Origin of the sequence: Mameliella sp. AT18, assembly GCF_028807275.1 — a bacterium.
GTDB lineage: Bacteria > Pseudomonadota > Alphaproteobacteria > Rhodobacterales > Rhodobacteraceae > Antarctobacter > Antarctobacter albus.
Genome location: NZ_JARAMO010000004.1, coordinates 1 through 22,731, shown reverse-complemented (window position 1 = coordinate 22,731; position 22,731 = coordinate 1). Strand labels below are relative to the sequence as shown.

Below are 22,731 nucleotides of genomic sequence, written 5' to 3'. Positions count from 1 at the left end.
TTCCCGCTGCGACCGCGTTCTGTCGCCACGGGGAGGCCGGTTTGCGACAGGACTGTCGCCTGTGGACAACCCGCACGGCCGCCTCCGTCGCCGCGCGACATTCCACTTTCATGATCTGTATCAAGGCAAGTCCGGCCCGTTCCGGTGCATCACACGGCCCATCACGCGCGCGGAGGCACTGGCATGGATATCGTCCCCCTGATCGACCGGATCGGAGAGAACCCGACGGCGGCGCTCTTTGGACTGATCACCGGTGTGATCTTCGGCGTCGCGGCCCAGCGGTCCCGGTTCTGCCTGCGGGCGGCCACGGTCGAGTTTGCCCGTGGGATGATGAAAGACAAGGTCGCGGTCTGGCTGCTGACCTTTTCCACCGCCGTGGTCTGGGTACAGGGCGCGCAGATCCTCGGCCTGCTGGAAACGTCAGAGGCACGCATGATGGCGGTTCCGGGCAGCTGGTCCGGCGCGATCATCGGCGGGCTGCTGTTCGGCGCGGGCATGGTCTTGGCGCGCGGCTGTTCCGGGCGCCTACTGGTGCTGGCGGCGACGGGCAACCTGCGTTCGGTCGTGTCCGGGCTGATCTTTGCCGTGGTGGCGCAGATGTCGCTGACCGGCTGGCTGGCGCCCCTGCGCGACCGGCTGGCCGCGATGTGGATCACCTCCGGCGGCCGCAACATGGACCTGCTGGCGGCACTGCACCTGCCGCGCGAGGCCGGGCTTGTGATCGGGCTTGCCATCGCGCTTTTGGCGCTGGAGCTCAGCCGCCGCAACCGGATCGGCTTTTCGCGACTGGTCTTTGCCTCCGGCGTCGGGTTCGCTGCCGCCGTGGGCTATGGGCTGACCCATGCGCTGAGCCAGGTGGCCTTCGAGCCGGTCCAGATCGAAAGCCTGACCTTCACCGGCCCTTCGGCCAACACGCTGATGTTCTTCCTCGACCGCAATTCGGTGCTGGAATTCGACATCGGACTGGTGCCCGGGGTGGTTCTGGGATCCTTCCTGGCCGCCCTGGTCAGCAAAGAGCTGAAGTTCCAGGGTTTCGAAGGCCCGACACCGATGCGCAACGCGATGATCGGCGCCGTGCTGATGGGGTTTGGCGGGATGCTGGCCGGCGGCTGCGCCATCGGCGCCGGCGTGTCCGGCGGGTCGATCTTTGCCGGCACCGCCTGGCTGGCGCTGTTCTGCATGTGGGTCGGCGGGATGAGCATGGACGTCATCCTTGGAGGACGCGGCCAACCCGCGCACGTCTAAGACAGGCGCAGTCGCCCCTTACATCCCCCGAACCGTGTCGATCATCAACTGCACGTTCTCGGGGTCCGCGTCCGGCGTGATCCCGTGGCCCAGGTTGAAGATATGCGGCCCCTTTCGGAAAGCCTCGACCACGCGCCGCGTCTCATCCACCAGCGCCTGACCGCCCGTCACCATGTGCGACGAGGCCAGGTTGCCCTGAACACAGCCCGTAACCTGCACGTTTTCCGCCGCCCATTCCGGCGTCACGCTGTCGTCAACGGCCACGCAATCCGCGCCTGTCGCGGCGTGGAACCCGACATATTTCTCTCCCGCCTGGCGCGGGAAGGCGATGACCGGCAGCCCCGGGAAACGACTTTTCAGTTCCTGCGTGATGGTCCGCGCGGGCGCGGTGCAATAGCGGTCGAAATCCTCGCCCTGCAGCGACCCCGCCCAGCTGTCGAAGATCTTGACCACCTCGGCCCCGGCTTTCACCTGCTCGGACAGGTAGTCGATGGTCGCCTCGGTCAGCCGGTCGATGATCTTTTCGAACAGTGCCCGGTTCTCAGCCTTCAGCGCATGGGCCGGGCCCTGATCCTTGGTGCCCTTGCCCGCGATCATGTAGGTCGCCACGGTCCAAGGCGCACCGGCGAACCCAATCAGCGTGGTCTCGGAGGGCAGCGCCGACGACAGGTTCCGCACCGTTTGGTAAACCGGGTTCAGCGTGTCGTGGATCATCTCTCCCCGGCCCAGCTTGTCGAATTCCGCATCGCTGGTGATGGTCGACAGGCGCGGTCCCTCGCCTGTGACGAACCACAGGTCCATACCCAGCGCCTGCGGCAGCAGCAGGATGTCGGCAAAGAGGATCGCCGCGTCGAACCCGTAACGCCGGATCGGCTGCAAGGTCACCTCGGTCGCCAGGTCGGGGTTGTAGCAGAGCGACAGGAAATCACCGGCCTCGGCCCGCGTCGCCTTGTACTCGGGCAGATAGCGGCCCGCCTGCCGCATCATCCAGATCGGCGGCGTCGGCAGGGTCTCGCCCGCAAGGGCACGCAAGATCGTCTTGGTCATCGCTTTCGCTCCTCCAGGTCCGGGGGCCTTGGTCCGATGCGGGCCCGCCGGTGTCAAGCCGCCTTGACGGAGCGGGCGCGCGTGACGCATGCCGGCGCCCGCAAATCCCGTTTCCTTTCCTCACGCAGCGCGCTAACCCTTTGCCATGACCGATCTGCCCACGCCCCACTCCCCGCTGAAACTCGGCACCCGCGGCTCTCCCCTGGCGCTGGCCCAGGCGCATGAGACCCAGCAACGGCTTGCCGCCGCCTTCGATCTGCCGCTGGACGCCTTTGAAATCGTGGTCATCAAGACCACCGGCGACGACCGCAGCCTGATCGATGCCGACCGCCCGCTGAAAGAGATCGGAAACAAGGGCCTGTTCACCAAGGAAATCGAAGAGGCGATGCTGGCGGGCACGATCGACCTGGCCGTGCATTCGATGAAGGACATGCCCACCGAACAGCCCGAGGGACTGGTGCTGGACTGCTATCTGCCGCGCGAGGACGTGCGCGACGCCTTCATCTGCCCCGAGTTCTCCTCGATCCACGACCTGCCCGAAGGCGCCGTGGTCGGCACCTCGTCGCTGCGGCGCCGAGCGCAATTGCTGCACCGCCGCCCCGACCTGACCGTGGTCGAGTTCCGCGGCAACCTGCAGACCCGGCTGAAAAAGCTGCACGACGGCGTGGCGCGCGCCACCTTCCTGGCCTGTGCCGGGCTGAACCGCCTCGGCATGACCGAGGTGCCGCAAACCGCCATCGCCCCCGAGGACATGCTGCCCGCCGTTGCCCAGGGCGCCATCGGCATCGAACGCCGCAGTGACGACACCCGCGCGCGTGACATGCTGGCGGCCATCCATGATGCGACGACCGCCCTGCGGCTGAACGCCGAACGCGCCTTCCTCGCCGCGTTCGACGGCTCCTGCGAGACGCCCATCGCGGCGCTGGCGGAACTGGACGGCGACAGCCTGCGCCTGCGCGGCGAAATCCTGAAGACCGACGGCTCCGAGGCCCACGCAGGCGAGATCACTGGCCCGGTTGCGCAGGGTGCCGAGCTTGGCCGCAGCCTGGCGGCTGACCTGCTGTCGCGCGCAGGCGACGGGTTCTTCGACCACAAACTCTGACACCCTCTCGGGACCGTGATGGGAAATTCACGGCATGTATGCTACCTTTTGACGCATCAGCGCGTTCGACCGGCCTTCCCGTCGCCGCGCGGCGGGCCCTCCGGTTGGCGCGATCATCGCCAAGAGGAGAGGACTCATGCCTCAGACCATCGGAAATCCCGGAACCTGGCTGGCCAGTGCCTTCGGCCTCGCCGGACGCCACGCGGCGGACTCGGCCCAGGCCCTCGGCAGCGAGGATACCACCCCGCCCCGCACCCGCCAGTTGACCAACCAAGACCTGCGAGAGGCCCTGTCTGCCGGGTGGCACGATTTCCAGCAATGCCGGACCGACGTGATGTTCCTGGTGCTGCTCTACCCGGTCATCGGCATCGTCCTGGCGCTAGCCGCACTCAACATGGACCTCGTCCCGCTGATCTTTCCGCTGATTGCCGGGTTTGCCCTGCTGGGGCCGGTTTCGGCGGTGGGGGTCTATGAAATCAGCCGCCGCCGTGAACAGGGCGAGGAAATCGGCTGGCTCGGCGCGCTCAAGGTGGTGGAAAGCCCGCGCTTCGCCTCGATCCTTGTCATGGGGATCTACCTGGCGGTGATCTTCTGCCTGTGGCTGGTGGTGGCCGGGCACCTCTACGGCGCCACGCTTGGGCCAGAGGCCCCGGCCTCCATCGGCACCTTCCTCGGCGGCCTCGCAACCGGCCCCGGACTGGTGATGATCGTCCTGGGCTGTGCCATCGGCGGGGTCTTTGCGCTGGCCGTCCTGGCCACCAGCGTGGTCTCCTTCCCGCTGCTGCTGGACCGCGCAGTGGGCCTGCCCGTGGCAGTGCTGACCTCGATCCGCGTCACCCGGGAAAACCCGCGCGTGATCCTGACCTGGGGGGCCATCGTGACCCTGGGCCTGGTGCTGGGCAGCATTCCCGCCCTGATCGGACTGGTGATCGTCCTGCCTGTCCTGGGCCACGCCACCTGGCACCTATACCGCCGCGCGGTCGCCTGATCCCAAAAGGGGCGCACAACAGTGCCGCGCCCCTGCTTCTTTGGGCCGAAAATACCTCAGGGGGTGAATTGGCCAGCGGCCAAGAGGGGGCAGCGCCCCCTTACCCGCTCACCTTCAACACGATTTTGCCGATGTGGCCCGAGCTTTCCATTCGCGCGTGCGCCTCGGCGGCCTGGTCCATCGGAAACTCGCTGTCCATCACAGGCGCCACCTTGCCCGCATCCAGCAAGGGCCAGACCTTCTCCCGCAGGCTCCCGGCAATGCGCGCCTTCGCCAGGTCGCTTTGCGGGCGCAGGGTGCTGCCGGTGATGGTCAGACGGCGCACCATGACCAGGGCAAAGTTCAACTCGACCTTGGGGCCCTGCAGAAAGGCGATCTGCACCAGGCGTCCATCCTCGGCCAGCGATTTGACGTTGCGCGGCAGGTAGTCGCCTCCGACCATGTCGAGGATCAGGTTGGCGCCGCCTTCCTCCTTCATCACCGATACGAAATCCTCGTCCCGGTAGTTGATCGCCCGGTCCGCGCCCAGGTCCAGGCAGGCCTTGCACTTGGCATCGGAACCGGCGGTGGCAAAGACCCGCGCCCCGAAATGATGCGCAAGCTGGATCGCCGTCGTCCCGATTCCGCTGGAACCACCGTGGACGAGGAACCGCTCACCGGCCTGCAATCCGCCGCGCTGAAAGACGTTCGACCAGACGGTGAAGAAGGTTTCCGGCAGGCAAGCCGCCTCTTTCATACCCATACCCTTAGGCACCGGCAGGCAATGCGCGGCGGGCGTGGCGACATATTCCGCGTAACCGCCGCCAGGCAGCAACGCGCAGACCTTGTCGCCGAGTGACAGGGAATCAACACCTGCGCCCAGTGCCACCACCTCGCCCGAGGCCTCAAGTCCCGGCAGGTCCGAGGCGCCGGGAGGCGGCGCGTAGCTGCCCGCACGTTGCAGCGCGTCGGGGCGGTTGACCCCGGCATAGGCGACCTTGAGCACCACCTGTCCTGCCGCCGGCTGCGGCATCGGTCGGGTTGTCGGTTTCAGTACCTCCGGCCCGCCCGGCTCGGTGATCTCGATCGCGCGCATGGTTTCTGTCATGGTTCAGCCTCCCTGTTTGCGGATTTGGTAGCAAGCAGGGCCGGGGTGGCAAAGCGGTTTCCCGTGCCACCCCCTGCGCCGATTGCGCGCGGCAGGGCCGCCAGGTCAGCGGGGAAAGGGATGTCCCCCCGGCAGGTCGGAGCCATCGCGCGCCGGCGCCTGCACTCTTTCCAGGATCTTTGCCGGGCCAGCCATCAAACCACTCAATAGACGGTTACCACGCACTTGCGCCTTGGCCTTTTCAAAGCGCATCACGTCTTCGATCCGGCGATCCAGGAAGGCCCAGGTGGCCTCGTTGTCCAGCGAATCGTCGCCCAGCCAGTACAGCACGGTCGACGAATAGACGCCCGAGAGCGTCGCCCGCTTGGTGTACCAGTTGAAATCGCGCGAGGTGTCCCCCAGCGCGGTCCAGATCGCATCCGCCGTGCCCCAGATCAGCCGGGCGCCATCGGGCGCGTAGATCGGCAAGGCAAACAGGGTCGTCCCCCGCCGCACCGCCTCGCGGTCCTCGGCGGCCTCGATCCGGGCGCGCACCGCGAAGGCCACGCGATCGCGAAATCGCATCTCGTCCAGGTCTGCCGCCTCGATCCGCTGCAGCATCTCGGCATCGCCGCGCTTGTGATAGGCGACGGCCAGATCCACCGCTCCGCGCGGGAACAGGCCTCGGGCGACCACCGGGTCCACCCCGGCGTCGGAAACCGCGGCACGAAAGCTCGTTTCGGACCAGCCGTCGAAGGGCACGTGCATCAAGGCGGCGTCCAGAATCTTGTCTGCTGTGTCGGGCATGGAACGGGTTCCTCTCGTTGCGGCGTCACTCTAGACAACTAGGCCAGCGGTTGCTATACGGCCACCTCCTGCAATTCTCCTTGCAACTCAAATCTAGAAAGGTGGTGACAACCACATGCAGGTCAGTGTTCGCGACAACAATGTCGATCAGGCGCTCCGCGCCCTGAAGAAAAAGCTGCAGCGCGAAGGCGTGTTCCGCGAAATGAAGCTTCGGCAGCATTTCGAGAAACCCTCCGAGAAGAAAGCCCGTGAAAAGGCCGAGGCGATTCGCCGCGCCCGCAAGCTGGCGCGCAAAAAGGCCCAGCGCGAAGGGCTGCTGTAAGCGACCGAACGCAATTTGAGACACGAACCCCTGCGACCCGCTCGCGGGGGTTTTCTTTTTGGGACGGCCTCATGTCCGCAACGGACAAGCGCGGGTATTCCCCACCTTGTTCCAGCCCCCCAAGGCATCATAATCATCGCAAGAAGGACTCTCTATGCCCGTGAGGGGACGATGACACAGTTTACCCGTTTCGTATTCCTGGCTTTTCTCGCAAGCCTGACAGCCGTGCCGGCACCTGGCCGGGCGCAGGACATCAGCCGGGTCATCGCGCTGGACGCGCTGGCCGGAACCGATCCGTTCCAGGCCCTGCAGCAGGTCGATATCGCCCTGAGAGACCCGATTGTCCTAGGCACCCCACCGAATATCCGCATCCTGGTCGACCTGATGCAGCTGCGGGCCGACCTGCTGGACGGGCTGGGCTATGTTCAGGCCGCCGACGCCTGGGCCGACCTCGCCCGCACCCGGGCCTTTGCCCGGACCGAACTGGGCGAGGACCCGGTGCCCGCCTTCATCAAGGCCGCCAAAGCCTACGAGGCGCAGGGCGCCGTCAGCTCGGCCCGCACGATGATCGAGGCCGCCATCACCGCCGAGGAGGAAACCGGCCGCAGCGATGCGGTGCTGCGCGATCTCTATGCCGAACTCGTGCGACTGACGGAACTGATGGGCGATGACGACGCCGCCGACCGGGCGCGCGCCGCGCTCGAGGCGCTGGCTTCGCCGTCGCTCGAGACATCGTTTGCCGGCGATGACGACGGATTCCACGCAGTCGATGTCTACTATGCCACCGACCGCGCCCGCAGTGGCGATTCGCATCCCGCCCGGTTCTATGGCGGCGAACGCGGCGACCGGCTGGAACTTGGGATTGCCACGGTCACGATCCCCAACATCCACGTCGCCGGACAGGTCGAGAAACCCTCGATCTGGCGGCTGGAATTCCGCGCCAACCCGTCCAAGCACATCCTGCTTAAATCGGTCGAGCCGGTCGATCCCGACAGTTTCTATGGCCGCCTGCAGGACGAGTTCGAGGAGGACGGCCAGCGCGATCTGCTGGTCTTCATCCACGGCTACAACACCAGTTTCGAATATGCCGCCCAGCGCACGGCCCAGGTGGTGCACGACATGGGCAACGGCACGGTTCCGGTGCTGTATTCCTGGCCCTCGCGCGACACGACCATCGGTTATAACGCCGACGCCGCCGTCGTGCGGCTGTCTGGCCGCCGCCTCGCCCGCTTTCTCGAAGACCTGGTGCTGCGCTCCGGCGCGCGCTCGATCAACGTCGTCGCGCATTCAATGGGCAACCGCGCCCTGACCGACGCGCTGGAGATCATGGCCCTGCGCCGAGATGCCCGTCCCGGCGACCAGCCGATCCTCGACCAGGTGATGTTTGCCGCCCCCGACGTCGACGCAGAGCTGTTCGGCGCGATGGCGGGCACCTTTGCGCCGCTGGCGCAGCGCATGACGCTCTATGCTTCGTCCACGGACTGGGCGCTGGTCTCCTCGGGCAAGCTGCACGGATCTGCCCCCCGCGCCGGGCTGGGCGGGGACGTGATCCTGGCACACCCGGCCTTCGACAGCATCGACATGACCTCGCTGGGCGACGACATGCTGGCGCACAACTACTTTTCGAACGACAGTTCGGCCTTGGTCGACATCATGACGCTGTTCTGGCGCGACGTGCCGCCGGAACGCCGCTGCGGGTTGCAGGCGCGTCCCGCGCGCGACGGCACCGTCTGGGAGTACCGCGAAGGGGTCTGCCCCTCGAACGACCTGATCGGCGTCATTTCCTACGCCCAGTCCCGCCACCTGCGGACCAGCAACGAACTGCGCACCCTCGTCGCCGATCTCCTGTCCGAGGAAAGCCGCGTCGAACGGGTCATGAGTGTACTCGACCAGATCCTGGACGCGGTCCGCTGAACCTGCAGACATCAAAAAAGTCGGCTGCACCTCCCGGTGCAGCCGACTTTCTTCTGTTCGGTTAACGCCCCGACGGGTCAGCTAGGCCCGACCATGAAGCAGGTCATCTGCCGTGCCTGAAGCCGGCGGCAGGCCAGTTCCGCCCCGTCGCGCGTCATTCCCATGAACATCGCATCAAAGCCGGTCTTGCCCCGCACCACCTTACGCAGTGCATCATCCAGAGTCGCGGTTTCCGTGAGCCCGGTCTTCAACAGCATCTTCTGCGCCAGGTACTCGTTGGGGAAACGGCCCACGTTGATGCCCCAATGCCGCCCGCCCGAGGTCGACAGACGCGTGACGACCTCGGCCTTGCGGGCCGGCGTCGGCGTATCCTTGAAAGTGAGCGTGGCGGCGGCAGCCGCAACCGCGGCGGGCCGCTGCACCGGTTTCTTCGATTCCGCTGGCGCCGCCACATCGGTAACATCGGCCAAGATAACCACGTCCGGATCGTCGGGCGCGGGGTCCGGCGCCGTATCGGAGGCCAGCACAATCTCCTGCAACTCGCGCTCGATGTCCTTGCCCACCGAGGCCACCAGCGGCGCCACCTTGGCCGGGTCTACCGTGCTGCCAGGCCGCGCCTTGGGCCGCAGGCTGCGGGTCACGGCAGCAGAGGCAACCCGTATCGACTTGGCGCGCGTGCCCGGTGCCGGATCAGAGGTATTGGCAACCACGATACCACCGGCGCCAGCCCCCTTGCCAAGGTAGGGTGGGCGGTCCGGTGTGCGCATTTTCACCCAGGTCGGGGACTTCTTGAACCCCAGGTCCAGCAGTTCGGCCACTCGCGCGTTGCGCGTGGCAGTGGACCGACCGCCAAATACGGTCGCGATCACCCGTTCGCTGCCACGCTCGGCCGAGGCAACGAGGTTGAAACCGGCTGCGCGGGTGTACCCTGTCTTGATGCCGTCCGCGCCACGGTACGAACTCAGCAGCCGCGAGTTGGTGTGATTCACCCGGCGCACACCTGCATCCGCAGTCTTGCGCGAGAACAGGTTGTAGTACTGCGGGTAGTCGTAGATCACATGCTGCCCCAGGATCGTCATGTCGCGCGCCGTCGACAGGTGCCCGCTTTCGGTCAGGCCGTGGGCATTCTTGAAGGTGGTGCGCGTCATGCCCATCGCCTTGGCAGTCCGATTCATACGGCGTGCAAAGGCGGCCTCGGACCCCTCGATCCCCTCGGCGATGGCCGTGGCGGCGTCATTGGCCGATTTGACCGCCGCCGCACGCACCAGATAGCGTAGCTTGATCTGTTGGCCGGGTCGAAGGCCCAGCTTCGACGGCTCTTCGGCGGCGGCCTTCCGCGACACGGTGATTAGCGTGTCCATCGTCAGCTCACCGTTCTGCACCGCCTCGAAGGCGATATAGAGCGTCATCATCTTGGTCAGGGAGGCGGGATGCAGGCGGGTGTCGGCATTCTGCGCATGCAGCACCTTGCCGTTGCGTGCGTCCATCACCAAGGCTGCATAGGGCGCAGCCGCTACGCTGAGCGGCAACAGAACCATGAGCCACACGAACATGAAGAAATACAGGCCCCAATGGCCTGACTGCCTGCGACGTCCCGTCACGATACACTGCCTTTCTGCCTCGTCCCCCCGATTTTTCGGTTGGGGTTGTTGCTTATGTCCCGGCCCCATTTTGCGCAGCCGTGGTTAAGAGAATGCTAACACGAAAACAGCTTCAAGAGAAGCGGACAATGCCCTGATATTCATAGGTTTTTATCATTGTGAACGCGCTAGATGTAGCGGGTCAAGACAGGTCCGCCCCCTAGACCGTCCATTGGGGCGGGACTGTGGCGAAATATGGCCGAAATGTGGCGACTCGGGTCGCCCCCCTTTCAACCGATCTCGTGAACGAGGCCGGGAAGGTCCCCAAGGTCAATCAGGGTCCGGAATCGCGGCGCTTCGGGGGGCTCGGCATGTTCCAGCGCCCAGGCCAGGTCATGCGGGACATGCACGCCCCAGGCCCCGGCCGCGATGGCGGGGACGACGTCCGATTTCATCGAATTGCCCACCATCATCGCCGCACCGGCGCCGCCGGGCAGGGCACCGAAGATGCGCGCATAGGTGTCGGGCTGCTTGTCCGAGACGATCTCGACCCCGTCAAAAAGGTCCCCTAGGCCCGATTGAGCCAGCTTGCGTTCCTGGTGCAGCAGGTCGCCCTTGGTGATCAGCAGCACCCGGTGCGTATCGGCCACCGCCTCGACCGCCTCCTGCGCATGGGGCAACAGCTCGATCGGGTGGGCCAGCATATCGCGCCCCGCCGCCATCAGGTCCGAGATGACAGAGGCCGGCACCCGCCCCTCCGTAACCTCGATGGCGGTCTCGATCATCGACAGGACAAAGCCCTTCACCCCGAATCCGTAGTGGCCGATATTGCGCCGCTCGGCCTCGATCAGGCGTTCGGCCAGGTGGTCCTTTTCCGCGTAGTCGCGCAGAAGGTCGGCGAATCGCTCTTGTGTGAGCACGAAAAAGCGCTCGTTGTGCCACAGGGTATCGTCCGCATCGAAACCGATTGTTTGCAGTTTTTTCGGCATCCTGTATGCAGCCGCGAACGGCCCCCTTTTCGCCAACGTCCCCTACCCTATATACAGGGGCCGTAGACGGAAACCCAAAGCGCGATTGCCCTGATGACAGACGCCCACTTCACACGGACGTTCATGATGACCGGCACCCCGCCCGATGACGGCGAGGGCGACGCCGGTATCGCCGTGAAGACCAAGCCCAGGACCAAGCGCCCGCCGCTCTACAAGGTTCTGCTGCTGAACGATGATTATACGCCGATGGAATTCGTCGTTCACGTGCTGGAACGGTTCTTTGGCATGACCCATGCGCAGGCCTTCGAGGTCATGCTGACCGTCCACAAGAAGGGTGTCGCCGTGGTCGGCGTCTTCAGCCACGAGATCGCCGAGACCAAAGTGGGACAGGTCATGGATTTTGCCCGCCGGCACCAGCATCCCCTGCAATGCACGATGGAGAAGGAATAGGCGCCCGCGCCTTTCCGTCCCATGTCGTCCGATCGCCTTTCCTTCGCCCTCGCCTCCGGCGGCCTTTCCCTGCCTTCCGACGGGCGTATTGCCCTCTTTGGCGCGCCCGGAGATGCCGCGCTTGACGGGTTGGACCCGACCCGCGTCGAGGTCATCCAGACCTTCTTTCCCGATCACACCGCCTGGCAACAGCGCGGCATCGCCGTGCAGTCCGAGCCACAAGGCCCCTATGCCGCGGTCATCGTGACCCTGCCCCGCGCCCGTGACCTGGCCGAGGACCGCATCGCCCGGGCCAGCGCCTTGGCGCCCGGCGGGCTGGTGGTGGTCAACGGCGCCAAGACCGACGGGGTCGAGGCCCTGGCCAAGGCCCTGCGCGGCCGCGTGACGCTGTTGGGCCAGGTGTCCAAGGCACATGGCAAATGCCTGTGGTTCGAGGGCGGTGCCGATCTGGCGGACTGGCGGCATGATCCCGCGCGCCTGCCCTCGGGCGACCTGACCGCGCCAGGCATCTTTTCCGCCGACGGCCCCGATCCGGCCAGCCAGGCCCTGGCCAAGGCCTTGCCGTCCACGCTCAAGGGGCGTTTTGCCGATCTCGGCGCCGGTTGGGGCTGGTTGTCGCGCCAGATCCTGGCCCGTGAGTCCGTCACCGAACTGCATCTCGTCGAGGCAGAGAAGGCCGCGCTGGATTGCGCGCGCGAAAACGTCACCGACACCCGCGCGCAGTTCCACTGGGCCGATGCAACGGAGTGGACGCCTGCCAGTGCGCTGGACGGTGTCATCATGAACCCACCCTTTCACCAGGGCCGCAAGGCCGATCCGGACATCGGTCGCGCCTTCATCACCTCTGCCGCCCGCATCCTTGCGCCGCACGGACGGCTCTGGCTGGTTGCCAACCGCCACCTGCCCTACGAGGCCACGCTGGCCGAGAGTTTCCGCGACACCACCGAAATCGGCGGCGACAACCGGTTCAAGATCCTCCAGGCCGCACGCCCCTCTCGTCAACGGCGCTGAACCCGGTTAGCTTGACCGGACAACCCTCACGAGGCCCCCATGAGTTTCTCCATCGAAGGCAAGACCGCGATCGTGACCGGCGCCGCCAATGGCGTGGGCCTGGCCATCGCCCGGCATTTCGCCAACAAGGGCGCCAACGTCATGCTCGCCGACATGGACGAGCCGCAGCTGGTCAAGGAATGCAAGGGGTCCGACGACGACAGCGCGATCCGCTACTTTGCCGGCGACCTGCGCGAACGCCTGACAATGGCAAACCTTCTTTCCGCCACGCTCGACGCCTTTGACCGGGTCGACATCCTGATCAACGGCTCGCGCCAGCTGCTGACCTCCGATCCGCTGGACCTGGAGGATGACACGATGGAAACGCTTCTGTCGCAGAACCTGACGACGGCCTACCGCATGACCCAGCTGGTCTCGCGCCGGATGATCAAGCAGGCGGCGGGACAGGAAGAGGGACAGGTGGGCGCCATCGTCAACCTGTCGTCCATCGCCGCGCGCCGCACGCATCCCGAACTGCTGGGTTATTCCGTGTCCTGCGCCGCGCTGGACCAGATGACCCGCTCGATGGCCGTGGCGCTGGCGCCGCACCGGATCCGCGTGAACGCGGTCGCCTTCGGTTCGGTCATGTCCTCCAGCCTCAAGGACACGCTGCGCGAGCACAAGAGCTATCGCTCTGACATCGAGGACCACACGCCGCTGGGCCGCATCGCCGCCCCGCGCGAACTGGCGGAGTCGGTGCAGTTTCTTTCCTGCGAGGGCGCGGGCTTTGTCACCGGCCAGATCATGACGGTCGACGGCGGGCGCACCCTGCTGGACCCGGTGGCGGCCCCGGCGCACTGACGCTTGTCGCGCGTGCCATGCTGACCTAGACATCCCTGAAAAGGGAGAGCACCGCATGATGGACACCGAAAAGGACCGCGCCAGCAGCTGGTTCCGCCAGTTGCGCGACGAGATCGTTGCCGCTTTCGAAGGGCTGGAGGACAGCCATTCCGAAGGCCCCTTCTCTGACATGGCATCGGGCCGCTTCGAGGTGACCGAGACAAAGCGCGCCTCCGACGACGGATCAGACGCGGGCGGCGGACTGATGAGCGTCATGCGCGGCGGACGCGTGTTTGAAAAGGTCGGCGTCAACGTCTCGACCGTCTACGGCACCCTGGGCGAGGCCGCGCAAAAGGCGATGGCGGCGCGTGGCGTGCCCGGCATGGACAACGACCCGCGCTTCTGGGCCTCGGGCATCAGCCTTGTCGCCCACATGCAGAACCCGCATTGCCCCGCCGTCCACATGAACACCCGCATGTTCTGGACCCCGGGCGCCTGGTGGTTCGGCGGCGGGTCCGACCTGAACCCCTGCATCGAATACGATGAGGACACGGCGCATTTCCACGCCACCCAAAAGGCGCATCTCGATCCGCACGGGGACACGCTCTACCCCGAGCTGAAGGCCTGGGCGGACGAGTATTTCTACATCCCCCATCGTCATCGCGCGCGCGGCGTCGGCGGCATCTTCATGGACGATCGCAACACCGGCGACTGGGGGGCGGATTTCGCACTGACGCAGGACATCGGCCGCGCCTTTCTGCCCGCCTACCTGCCGCTGGTGGAAAAGCGCCGGGTGCAGGCCTGCACCGAGGACGACAAGGACACCCAGTTGATCCACCGCGGGCTCTATGCCGAATACAACCTGGTCTATGACCGGGGCACCAAGTTCGGGTTGGCCACTGGCCATGACGCCAATGCCGTCCTGATGAGCCTGCCACCATTGGCGAAATGGGTCTGAGCGCCGAACAGTGAGCGGTTTCGACCTCTCCCTCTATCTCGACCGGCTGCGCATCAGCCACGTGCCGGTCACGGTCGAGGGGCTGTCCCGGCTGCAATCGGCGCAGATCCGGCGCATTCCCTTCGAGGACATCGACCCCTTCCTGGGGATAGCCCCCGGCGTAGGCTCTGCAGAAGTCGCCGACAAGATCCTGCACCGGGGCCGTGGCGGCTATTGCTTTGAACAGAACCGGCTGTTTCAGGACGCCTTGCAAGCGCTGGGGTTCGATGTGACACGGCGCCTGGCCCGCGTCCGCAAGGGGGCGAGGCAGGACGGCGCGCGCACCCATCTCCTGTTGATCTGCCGGATCGATGGCACCGATTACCTGGCCGACGCCGGATTTGGCGGACCAACTCCGCTAGAGCCACTCTTGCTGCATGAGAATGGCCCCCAGACCGCTCCCAACGGCAGCTATATCCTGCACGACGATCCCGGAACCAGAGAGCGGGTGCTTTTCCTGCGCAAGCCCGATGAGGAGTTCGCGCTGTACGGCTTCGATGATGCCCATGTCAGCGACAGCGACATCGAGGCCGGGAACTTTCTTTGCACGCACTGGCCGCAGGCGCCTTTTCCGCATCACCTCATGGTCAAGGGCTATGACGGGGATATGCTGCTGGGCCTGCTGGACCGACAGTTGAACGAAGCGGGCGAGAAACGGCTGCTGACCAGCGCCGAAGCCCTGCGCAATGTCCTTTGCGTCAGGCTGGGCCTCGTGCTGCCGGATACCACGATTCAGGCCCTCTGGGACCGCATCCAGGTCCTTTCGGCACCGTCCCCGTAATCCGGCCCCGGGCGGGCACGACCCGGAGCCTTGCGCCGGTTGCCCTTCATGCCTCGCGCCATTTTCCCGGCGCGATCCCGTCCAGCGTCCAGTCCCCGACCGACCAGCGCACCAGACGCAGGCAAGGCAGACCGACATGGGCGCACATGCGCCGCACCTGCCGGTTGCGCCCCTCGGTGATGGTCATCTCCAGCCAGGCGTCGGGCACCGTCTTGCGGAACCTCACCGGCGGAACGCGCGGCCAGAGGTCTGGCGGATCGATCGCCACGCAGCGCGCCGGACGAGTCGGTCCGTCCTTCAGCGTGACGCCCTTGCGCAGCGCCTCAAGCTGATCCGGGGCCGGCGTGCCCTCGACCTGCACAAGGTAGGTCTTGGGCCGCTTGAATTTCGGACTGGCGATCCGTGCCTGCAGCCGCCCGTCGTCGGTCAGCACCAATAGCCCCTCGCTGTCGCGGTCCAACCGGCCCGCCGGATAGACCCCCGGCACGTCGATGAAATCCGACAGGGTTGCGCGCGGCGTGTCCGCGTTGCCCTTGTCGGTGAACTGCGAAAGCACACCGAACGGCTTGTTGAACAGGATCACGCGCGCCATGCCCTCACCTCCGCGCCGCAAAGAAGTCACGCAGCAACCCCGAAGCCGCGCCCCCGCCGATGCCATCATAGATTTCCGGCACGTGATGGCACTGCGGGTGGGAAAACACCCGCGGCCCCTGCGCCACGCCGCCGGATTTCGGATCGGACGCACCGTAGTACAGCCTCCGGATACGGGCGAAACCGATCGCCGCGGCGCACATCGGACACGGCTCCAGCGTGACGTAAAGATCATGCTCCGGCAACCGTTCGGACCCCAGCATCGAACAGCCGGCGCGGATCACCTGCACTTCGGCATGGGCAGTGGGATCGCTCAATTCCCGGGTGCGGTTCCCTGCCTGCGCGATCACCTCGCCACCGGGCGAGACCAGGACAGCCCCAACCGGCACCTCGCCGCGCCGGGCGGCGGCCTGCGCCTCTTCCAGGGCGATGTCCATGTGGCTGCGGAATGTCATGCCACCTGTTAGCGCGGGCGGAGGGTGGGGGAAAGGCGCTTGCAAGCGCCTTCAAAGGGCCTTCGAAGGCCCTTTCGCCCGGCCCCGCTGCCGCGCTAAAGGACGTGGATGGAAAACAAGACCCCACCCGGAGAGCGAATCGCCAAGGTCATCGCCCGCGCAGGCCGCGCCAGCCGGCGCGAGGCCGAACGCATGATCGCCGAGGGCCGCGTCACCGTGAACGGCAAGGTGATCGACCGCGCCGCGCTGAACGTCACCGATGCGGACAAGGTCACCGTCGACGGCACTCCGCTGGAGGCTCCCGAAGCCGCGCGGCTTTGGCTGTATCACAAGCCGACCGGGCTGGTGACGACCACGCGCGACGAACAGGGACGGCCCACAATCTACGACGATCTGCCCGAGGATCTGCCCCGCGTCATGAGCGTCGGACGGCTCGACCTCAACTCCGAGGGATTGCTGCTGCTGACGAATGACGGGGCGATCAAGCGCAAGCTGGAACTGCCCTCGACCGGGTGGCTGCGGAAATACCGCGTCCGCGTCAACGGCCGCCCGACGGACGAGGTGCTGAAACCGCTGCGCGAGGGCATCGAGGTCGACGGACAGAAATTCCAGCCGATGCAGGTCAGCCTGGACCGCCAGCAGGGCGCCAACGCCTGGCTGACCGTTGGCCTGCGCGAGGGCAAGAACCGCGAGATCCGCCGCGCCATGACCGACATCGGCCTGACCGTGAACCGGCTGATCCGCGTGTCCTACGGGCCTTTCCAGCTGGGCCAGATGAAACCCGGCGAGGTGCAGGAGGTCCGCCGCAAGATCCTGCGCGATCAACTGGGACTGGAGCCCGAGCCGGAGGGCACGGCCAAGCCCGCGAAACAGGGCAAACCCGGCAAGCCCGGGCATCCGGGCAAGCGACAGGTTCAACGCCGCCGACGGGAGCCGAGAAAGGGTTAACGACAGGGCCGGCTGCGGCATTCGCTTCACCCTTCGTTAACTTTTCTTTATTTTTCCCGGCGCTTGCCCCGATTTCGCCCCGTTTCGCACGAATGTTGTCCTCATGGTGACAACATTCATAGCCCTTTCGATTCTCCTCGCCTCCGCCCTGCTGGTGGTAGGGAACCTGCGCATGGTCGCGGTGGACACCTTCGACGCGGTGGCCACCTATACCCGTCGCGCACGGAAGAACGGGCAGTTGATAAGACACATCGCCTATTTCGCACTCTGGCTGATGATCTTCATCATGAGCTACACCTGAGGAGGCGCCGGGGCGGATGGACCATATCCACGACACCGCAGAATCCGCCCCTGACGAGGGCGCTGACGGTCTGGCCGTCGAAAGGACGCAGATCGATTCCGGTCTGAACTTCCTCTTTCTGGCCGCCTTCCCCCTTTTGCTCTGGGTCTTCCAGGATTCCTTTGCCGGCATTGCCACCGCGATTGCCCTGCTCTGGGTCTACTCGCTGGCGCTGCGCCTGATCGCGGCCGGGCAGCAGATTCATCATGACTACGACCATGCCGAGGTTGCGCGTGCCCCGCGGGTGCCTCGCAAGGTGATCGGGTCCATCCTGATCGGCTTCGTCGTGCTGATCCTCGCCGGACACAAGTACGACAACCTGTGGATTCCGGCGCTGACCGGGGTCTTGGCCGCCGGGCTGGCCCTTTCCGCTTTCGGTCCGGACCCGATGCGCGACAAGGGTTCGGGACGGGCACGGCGCGAGGCGGCCCTGGACAGTGTCGAAGCGGCCCTTGCCTCGCTGGCTGACCGCGTTGCCGCGCTGGACGATGCCACGCTGACGCTCAAGGTCGAGGCCGCACGCCGGCTGGTGCTGACCCCGATGCGGCAGATCTCGGGCGATCCCCGGACAGCCGAGCGGCTTGATCGGCCCGCGCGCAGGGTCGTGGAGATCATGGAACAGGAAATCGACCGACTCGAGGCGGCCTGGAAGGCGCAGGGCCACGTCTTTGCCCGGCGGCGGTTTCTTGCCAAGCTCGATATCATGACCGACAGCTTTGAAAGCTTTGCCATGCAAAACGGCATCCGGAGCACCCGCGACGCATTTGAAAGGCAGGCCGACCAGCTGATCGACAGGATGCCCCGGGAATCCGCGGCCTGACGTTGCGCTCCGGGACTTCCCCCTAGCAAGCGCCGCTTTTTGCCCTTAAGTTCCGCCTTGGAAAGGCGCGATAAAAGCGCCGATACCCGGGGAGTGCGATGTCTGGAAACGCCTTGCAGAAGGTGAGCTACGTCCTGCTGATCGTTCTGCTTTTCGGAGTGGCGACCGGCTGGCTGGGAGGGCTTTGATCGCATGGCCCGAAAGTACGGCGGAAAATTCAGCCCCGACGGGTCTTCGGACGGCCCTGACGACCGGCCGCACGAGGACCGCCCGGCCTACCACGGCGCCCGGGTTTCGCCCGCGGGCGCACGGTCAAATGTCCTGTTCATTCCCGGCGTCATTCTGGCGATCCTGTCGATCAATGACGGTGCCATCGGCATGGCCGCAGGCCTTGCCGGTGCGGCGGCGCTGCTGTTGGGCGCTTGGCTCTTGCGTGACGGGCTGATCGCCGAATCCGCCTACCACGAACGCAAGATCGCCCGCCGCCCGGCCATCCCGCGCAAGATTTTCGCCGCCGTGCTGTGCGGTATCGGGGCCGGCATCGCCGCATGGCGGTCGGAACCCGGCCTGATCGCTCCGCTGATTTTCGGCGGCGCCGCAGGCGTTCTGCACATTGGTGCCTTTGGTATCGACCCGCTGAAAGACAAGGGGATGGAGGGGATCGATACCTTCACCCAGGATCGCGTCGCCAAGGTCGTGGACGAGGCGGAAAGCTATCTCAACGCCATGACCGACGCCGTGAAACGCGCCGGGGACCGCCAGGTCGAGGCGCGGGTGGACCGCTTTACCGTCAAGGTGCGTGAGATGATCCGCACAGTCGAGGAAGACCCCCGCGACCTGACCGGCGCGCGCAAGTTCCTGGGCGTCTACCTGATGGGTGCGCGTGACGCGACAGTGAAATTCGCGGACATCTTTTCCCGCCAGCAGGACCGCGATGCCCGCAGCGATTACATGATGCTGCTGACCGATCTCGAAGAAAGCTTCGACAAGAAGATCGACAAGCTGCTGGCGGACAACAACGAAGACTTGAACGTGGAAATCGAGGTGCTGCGCGACCGCCTGCAACGCGAAGGCGTCCATCTCGAACCAAGATGAATTTATTGAACGGGGGATCCCATGTCTGAAAACATACGTCAGGAAGCCGAAAAGACCGTGGCCTTGGTCGACGAGGTGAACGCCGTTGTTCTGCCCGATCCGGTCGAGGCGAACGCCGTCGTGCCGCTCAAGGATGCACCCGCCGAGGTCAGTGGCGAGATCCGCTCGCGGATGGACGAACTGGACATGGCGGATACCAATTCCATCGTCTCCTTCGGCTCTGCCGCCCAGGCCGAACTGCAGGAAATCAGCCAGGCCATGCTGACCGACGTGCGCAACAAGGACGTGGGTCCGGCGGGCGATTCGCTGCGCAACATCGTCACCACGATTCGCGGTTTTTCCGTGTCCGAACTGGACGTGCGCCGCGAGCGCAGCTGGTGGGAGAAACTGTTGGGCCGCGCCGCGCCCTTCGCCAAATTCACCGCCCGTTTCGAGACCGTGCAAGGCCAGATCGACAAGGTCACTGACGACCTGCTGAAGCACGAGCATGTCCTGCTCAAGGACATCAAGTCGCTCGACCTGCTGTATGAAAAGACCCTGCAGTTCTACGATGAGCTGGCCCTGTATATCTCCGCTGGCGAGGCCAAGATCGAGGAACTCGACACCACCGTGATCCCCGCCAAGGAGGCCGAGGTGCAGGCCGCACCCGAGGGCGAACAGGTGATGAAGGCGCAGGAACTGCGTGACCTGCGCGGCGCCCGCGACGACCTGGAACGCCGGGTGCATGATCTCAAGCTGACCCGCCAGGTCACCATGCAGTCGCTGCCCTCGATCCGGCTGGTGCAGGAAAACGACAAGTCGCTGGTCACCAAGATCAACTCGACCCTCGTCAACACCGTGCCGCTCTGGGAAACCCAGCTGGCGCAGGCGCTGACGATCCAGCGGTCGAAACAGGCGGCCGCCGCCGTGCGCGACGCCAATGACCTGACCAACGAACTGCTGACCTCGAACGCCGCCAACCTGCGCGACAGCAACAAGATGATCCGCGAAGAGATGGAGCGCGGCGTCTTCGACATCGAGGCCGTCAAGCAGGCCAACGCCGACCTGATCGCCACCATCGAGGACAGCCTGCAGATCGCCGACGAGGGCAAGGCGCGCCGCGCCAAGGCCGAGGAGGAACTGCAGAAGATGGAGCACGAGCTGCGCGATACGCTTGCCTCTGCCAAGTCCCGGCGCGAAGCGGCCGGATCGGTTCCGGGCTGAGGAAGACCATGAAGGGCGGCCTGAAAACAGCATTGGCACTTTCGGCTGCCCTGATCCTGTCGGGGTGTGTCGGCTCTGATCTTGCGCCGCGCAAGACGGGGATCAAACCGGCGGCACGGCCAGCAACGCTGGCCCCCGCCGAAAAGCCGGCTGCGGAGCCCTCGCGCGCCAGCCGGGCCCTGACGCAATACTATGGCCGCGTGCAGAACGACCTCCTGGCGCGCGGCCTCCTGCGCACCGATGGCGGCGGGCCGGACACGGCCTTTACCGACACGATGCTGGTCCGGAACTTCGCGGCCATCGCGCTCGAAGAGGAATACGAACGCGGCGCCGGCCTGCGGCCGTCGTCCGGCGCGCCCAGCGCGATCAAGAAATGGACGATCCCGGTCCGCATGACGACCGAGTTCGGCCCCGGCGTCCCCAAGGACCAGATCGCAGAGTCTCGCGCCCAGGTTGCCTCGTTCGCGGCACGCCTGTCGCGGGTCACCGGGCATCCGATCTCGATGGTCGACCGCAACCCCAATTACCACGTCCTGTTCATGTCCGAGGACGACGCCGGCCTGATCGCCCCGCGCATCCGCGAGATCGTTCCGGACGTGAACCCGACCGCGCTGCGCATCTTCGACAACCTGCCGCGCGGCATCCACTGCGTCGTGGTCGCCTTCTCGCGCAGCCCGGGCGGCTATGACTATGGCACCGCCATCGCGGTGATCCGGTCGGAACATCCGCCGCTCTTGCGCCGATCCTGCATCCACGAGGAACTGGCACAGGGCATGGGCTTGGGCAATGACAGCCCCCGCGCCCGGCCGTCCATCTTCAACGACGACGATGAATTCGCGCTACTGACGGGCCATGACGAGATGCTGCTGAAAATCCTCTACGACCCGCGTCTGAAACCGGGGATGAGTGCCGAAGAGGCACTGCCGATCGTGCAGAAGAAAGCCGCAGAATTGATGGGCACCACGGGCCCAAGCTGATTTAGGGAGAGTAACATGGGCATCTGGGATTTCCTTTCGGGACAGTTCATCGACGTCATCCACTGGACGGACGACACCCGCGACACGATGGTCTGGCGGTTCGAACGTGAAGGCCACGAAATCAAGTACGGCGCCAAGCTGACGGTGCGCGAAGGCCAGGCCGCGGTCTTTGTCCACGAGGGCCAGCTTGCGGATGTCTTCACCCCCGGTCTCTACATGCTCGAGACCAACAACATGCCGATCATGACCTCGCTGCAGCACTGGGACCACGCCTTCCAGTCGCCGTTCAAGTCCGAAGTCTATTTCGTCAACACCAACCGCTTCACCAATCTCAAGTGGGGCACCAAGAACCCAATCATGCTGCGCGACCCGGAATTCGGGCCGACCCGTATCCGGGCCTTTGGCACCTATTCGATCAAGGTGGCCGACCCCGCGCTCTTCATGACCGAAATCGTCGGCACCGACGGCGAATTCACGATGGACGAGATCAGTTTCCAGATCCGCAACATCATCGTGCAGGAGTTTTCCAAGGACATCTCTGCCAGCGGAATCCCGGTGCTGGACATGGCCGCCAATACCGGCGAGGTCGCCGAGTTGATCCGCAAGGCCATCGACCCGGTGATCCACCAGTACGGGCTTGAACTGGCCGAACTCTACATCGAGAACATCTCGCTGCCCGAAGCCGTGGAAAAGGCGCTGGATGCGCGGACTTCGCGCGGGATCGCGGGCAACCTCGACGACCACATGAAATGGAAGGCCGCCGAGGCAATGGGCCAGGGCGGCGCGATGGACCAGTCGATGGGCATGGGCTTCGGCGCCGGCATGGGGATGCAGATGGCCAATGCGATGGGCCAGCAAGGCCCCTGGGGCGCAGCGCCCCAGCAGCAGGGACGCCCGCAGCCCGCCGCTGCGCCGATGGCGCCGCCGCCACCGCCGGTCGAACATGTCTGGCACCTGGCCAAGAACGGGCAGACTTCCGGCCCCTACTCCAAGGCGGACCTGGGCAAGATGGTCGCCAGCGGTGAATTGACCCGCGAAACCCATGCCTGGACCCAGGGGCAGGACGGTTGGAAACGGGCCGGAGAGGTGCCGGAGCTTGCACAGCTCTTCACCGTCATGCCGCCACCGCCGCCGCCGATGTAAGCGACTGCGTGCCCCCGTCCCGGGCTTGCCCCGGGACCTCG

At 65.6% G+C, this 22,731-nt stretch carries 24 protein-coding genes; 17 read left to right on the top strand and 7 right to left on the bottom strand.

All coding sequences use genetic code 11. The annotated features are described in order from the left end of the window. Positions 1 to 183 precede the first annotated feature (183 nt). Positions 184 to 1,245: a YeeE/YedE family protein gene (locus PVW46_RS00410; protein WP_069208250.1), complete on the top strand. Its 1,062-nt coding sequence runs from the start codon at positions 184 to 186 to the stop codon at positions 1,243 to 1,245. 18 nt (positions 1,246 to 1,263) lie between these two features. Here the strand turns inward: PVW46_RS00410 and hemE are convergent, their stop codons facing one another. Beyond that, positions 1,264 to 2,292 carry a uroporphyrinogen decarboxylase gene (gene hemE / locus PVW46_RS00405; RefSeq protein ID WP_088714761.1) on the bottom strand — a complete coding sequence of 343 codons (1,029 nt, stop codon included), beginning with the start codon at positions 2,290 to 2,292 and terminating at the stop codon, positions 1,264 to 1,266. Positions 2,293 to 2,437: 145 nt separating this feature from the next. Here hemE and hemC point away from each other — a divergent pair, with 145 nt between their 5' ends. Together hemC and PVW46_RS00395 are read left to right on the top strand one after the other, a co-directional pair. Further along, complete coding sequence (hemC, locus tag PVW46_RS00400; protein WP_274573750.1) at positions 2,438 to 3,394, top strand: hydroxymethylbilane synthase; 957 nt, start codon at positions 2,438 to 2,440, stop codon at positions 3,392 to 3,394. 136 nt (positions 3,395 to 3,530) lie between these two features. Next, positions 3,531 to 4,382 carry a DUF2189 domain-containing protein gene (locus tag PVW46_RS00395; RefSeq protein ID WP_069208252.1) on the top strand — a complete coding sequence of 284 codons (852 nt, stop codon included), beginning with the start codon at positions 3,531 to 3,533 and terminating at the stop codon, positions 4,380 to 4,382. Between the two features lie 100 nt (positions 4,383 to 4,482). On the opposite strand, the gene PVW46_RS00390 is transcribed toward PVW46_RS00395, so the two are convergent. Further along, the gene (locus PVW46_RS00390) at positions 4,483 to 5,469 is read right to left on the bottom strand and encodes an NAD(P)H-quinone oxidoreductase (protein ID WP_069208253.1); all 987 of its coding nucleotides are present in this window, start codon (positions 5,467 to 5,469) and stop codon (positions 4,483 to 4,485) included. Between the two features lie 105 nt (positions 5,470 to 5,574). After that, the gene (locus tag PVW46_RS00385) at positions 5,575 to 6,255 is read right to left on the bottom strand and encodes a COQ9 family protein (protein WP_043141050.1); all 681 of its coding nucleotides are present in this window, start codon (positions 6,253 to 6,255) and stop codon (positions 5,575 to 5,577) included. 115 nt (positions 6,256 to 6,370) lie between these two features. Between PVW46_RS00385 and rpsU the strand changes: the two genes are divergently transcribed. Next, complete coding sequence (gene rpsU / locus PVW46_RS00380; protein ID WP_007818122.1) at positions 6,371 to 6,577, top strand: 30S ribosomal protein S21; 207 nt, start codon at positions 6,371 to 6,373, stop codon at positions 6,575 to 6,577. A 171-nt stretch (positions 6,578 to 6,748) separates the two neighbouring features. Beyond that, positions 6,749 to 8,491, top strand: a complete 1,743-nt coding sequence (locus tag PVW46_RS00375; RefSeq protein WP_069208254.1) for an alpha/beta hydrolase — start codon at positions 6,749 to 6,751, stop codon at positions 8,489 to 8,491. A gap of 77 nt (positions 8,492 to 8,568) precedes the next feature. On the opposite strand, the gene PVW46_RS00370 is transcribed toward PVW46_RS00375, so the two are convergent. Beyond that, positions 8,569 to 10,044, bottom strand: coding sequence for a D-alanyl-D-alanine carboxypeptidase family protein (locus PVW46_RS00370; protein WP_052244452.1), 1,476 nt, complete (start codon positions 10,042 to 10,044; stop codon positions 8,569 to 8,571). 317 nt (positions 10,045 to 10,361) lie between these two features. Further along, positions 10,362 to 11,060: an HAD family hydrolase gene (locus PVW46_RS00365; protein WP_069208255.1), complete on the bottom strand. Its 699-nt coding sequence runs from the start codon at positions 11,058 to 11,060 to the stop codon at positions 10,362 to 10,364. A gap of 93 nt (positions 11,061 to 11,153) precedes the next feature. Here PVW46_RS00365 and clpS point away from each other — a divergent pair, with 93 nt between their 5' ends. From clpS to PVW46_RS00340, 5 genes are read left to right on the top strand one after another with little or no spacing between them, the layout of a single operon-like run. After that, positions 11,154 to 11,510, top strand: a complete 357-nt coding sequence (gene clpS / locus PVW46_RS00360) for an ATP-dependent Clp protease adapter ClpS (RefSeq protein WP_052244451.1) — start codon at positions 11,154 to 11,156, stop codon at positions 11,508 to 11,510. Positions 11,511 to 11,531: 21 nt separating this feature from the next. Beyond that, the gene (locus PVW46_RS00355) at positions 11,532 to 12,521 is read left to right on the top strand and encodes a class I SAM-dependent methyltransferase (protein WP_069208256.1); all 990 of its coding nucleotides are present in this window, start codon (positions 11,532 to 11,534) and stop codon (positions 12,519 to 12,521) included. Positions 12,522 to 12,560: 39 nt separating this feature from the next. Beyond that, the gene (locus tag PVW46_RS00350) at positions 12,561 to 13,361 is read left to right on the top strand and encodes an SDR family NAD(P)-dependent oxidoreductase (RefSeq protein ID WP_043141041.1); all 801 of its coding nucleotides are present in this window, start codon (positions 12,561 to 12,563) and stop codon (positions 13,359 to 13,361) included. A gap of 55 nt (positions 13,362 to 13,416) precedes the next feature. Further along, a complete protein-coding gene (hemF, locus tag PVW46_RS00345) occupies positions 13,417 to 14,298 on the top strand; it encodes an oxygen-dependent coproporphyrinogen oxidase (RefSeq protein WP_069208257.1) in 882 nt (293 codons plus the stop codon). A gap of 10 nt (positions 14,299 to 14,308) precedes the next feature. Continuing rightward, positions 14,309 to 15,118 (top strand): arylamine N-acetyltransferase family protein, encoded by an 810-nt coding sequence (locus tag PVW46_RS00340; protein ID WP_069208258.1) that lies wholly within the window; start codon positions 14,309 to 14,311, stop codon positions 15,116 to 15,118. A 46-nt stretch (positions 15,119 to 15,164) separates the two neighbouring features. On the opposite strand, the gene PVW46_RS00335 is transcribed toward PVW46_RS00340, so the two are convergent. Both PVW46_RS00335 and PVW46_RS00330 read right to left on the bottom strand, forming a co-directional pair. Beyond that, entirely contained in the window at positions 15,165 to 15,710 is a 546-nt protein-coding gene (locus PVW46_RS00335; RefSeq protein ID WP_069208259.1) for a pseudouridine synthase, read from the bottom strand. A gap of 4 nt (positions 15,711 to 15,714) precedes the next feature. Then, positions 15,715 to 16,164 (bottom strand): nucleoside deaminase, encoded by a 450-nt coding sequence (locus PVW46_RS00330; protein WP_069208260.1) that lies wholly within the window; start codon positions 16,162 to 16,164, stop codon positions 15,715 to 15,717. 108 nt (positions 16,165 to 16,272) lie between these two features. On the opposite strand from PVW46_RS00330, the gene PVW46_RS00325 reads away from it, so the two are divergent. The 7 genes from PVW46_RS00325 (at position 16,273) to PVW46_RS00295 (ending at position 22,690) form a co-directional block, all read left to right on the top strand. Continuing rightward, positions 16,273 to 17,112 (top strand): pseudouridine synthase, encoded by an 840-nt coding sequence (locus PVW46_RS00325; protein WP_043141030.1) that lies wholly within the window; start codon positions 16,273 to 16,275, stop codon positions 17,110 to 17,112. Between the two features lie 103 nt (positions 17,113 to 17,215). After that, a complete protein-coding gene (locus PVW46_RS00320) occupies positions 17,216 to 17,413 on the top strand; it encodes a hypothetical protein (protein ID WP_043141026.1) in 198 nt (65 codons plus the stop codon). A gap of 16 nt (positions 17,414 to 17,429) precedes the next feature. Further along, a complete protein-coding gene (locus PVW46_RS00315; protein WP_069208261.1) occupies positions 17,430 to 18,272 on the top strand; it encodes a hypothetical protein in 843 nt (280 codons plus the stop codon). A gap of 192 nt (positions 18,273 to 18,464) precedes the next feature. Then, positions 18,465 to 19,367: a 5-bromo-4-chloroindolyl phosphate hydrolysis family protein gene (locus PVW46_RS00310; protein ID WP_069208262.1), complete on the top strand. Its 903-nt coding sequence runs from the start codon at positions 18,465 to 18,467 to the stop codon at positions 19,365 to 19,367. A gap of 21 nt (positions 19,368 to 19,388) precedes the next feature. After that, positions 19,389 to 20,570 carry a toxic anion resistance protein gene (locus PVW46_RS00305; protein WP_043141016.1) on the top strand — a complete coding sequence of 394 codons (1,182 nt, stop codon included), beginning with the start codon at positions 19,389 to 19,391 and terminating at the stop codon, positions 20,568 to 20,570. Between the two features lie 8 nt (positions 20,571 to 20,578). After that, positions 20,579 to 21,547: a DUF2927 domain-containing protein gene (locus PVW46_RS00300; RefSeq protein ID WP_069208263.1), complete on the top strand. Its 969-nt coding sequence runs from the start codon at positions 20,579 to 20,581 to the stop codon at positions 21,545 to 21,547. A 15-nt stretch (positions 21,548 to 21,562) separates the two neighbouring features. Next, positions 21,563 to 22,690 carry an SPFH domain-containing protein gene (locus PVW46_RS00295; protein ID WP_043141011.1) on the top strand — a complete coding sequence of 376 codons (1,128 nt, stop codon included), beginning with the start codon at positions 21,563 to 21,565 and terminating at the stop codon, positions 22,688 to 22,690. Positions 22,691 to 22,731 lie beyond the last annotated feature (41 nt).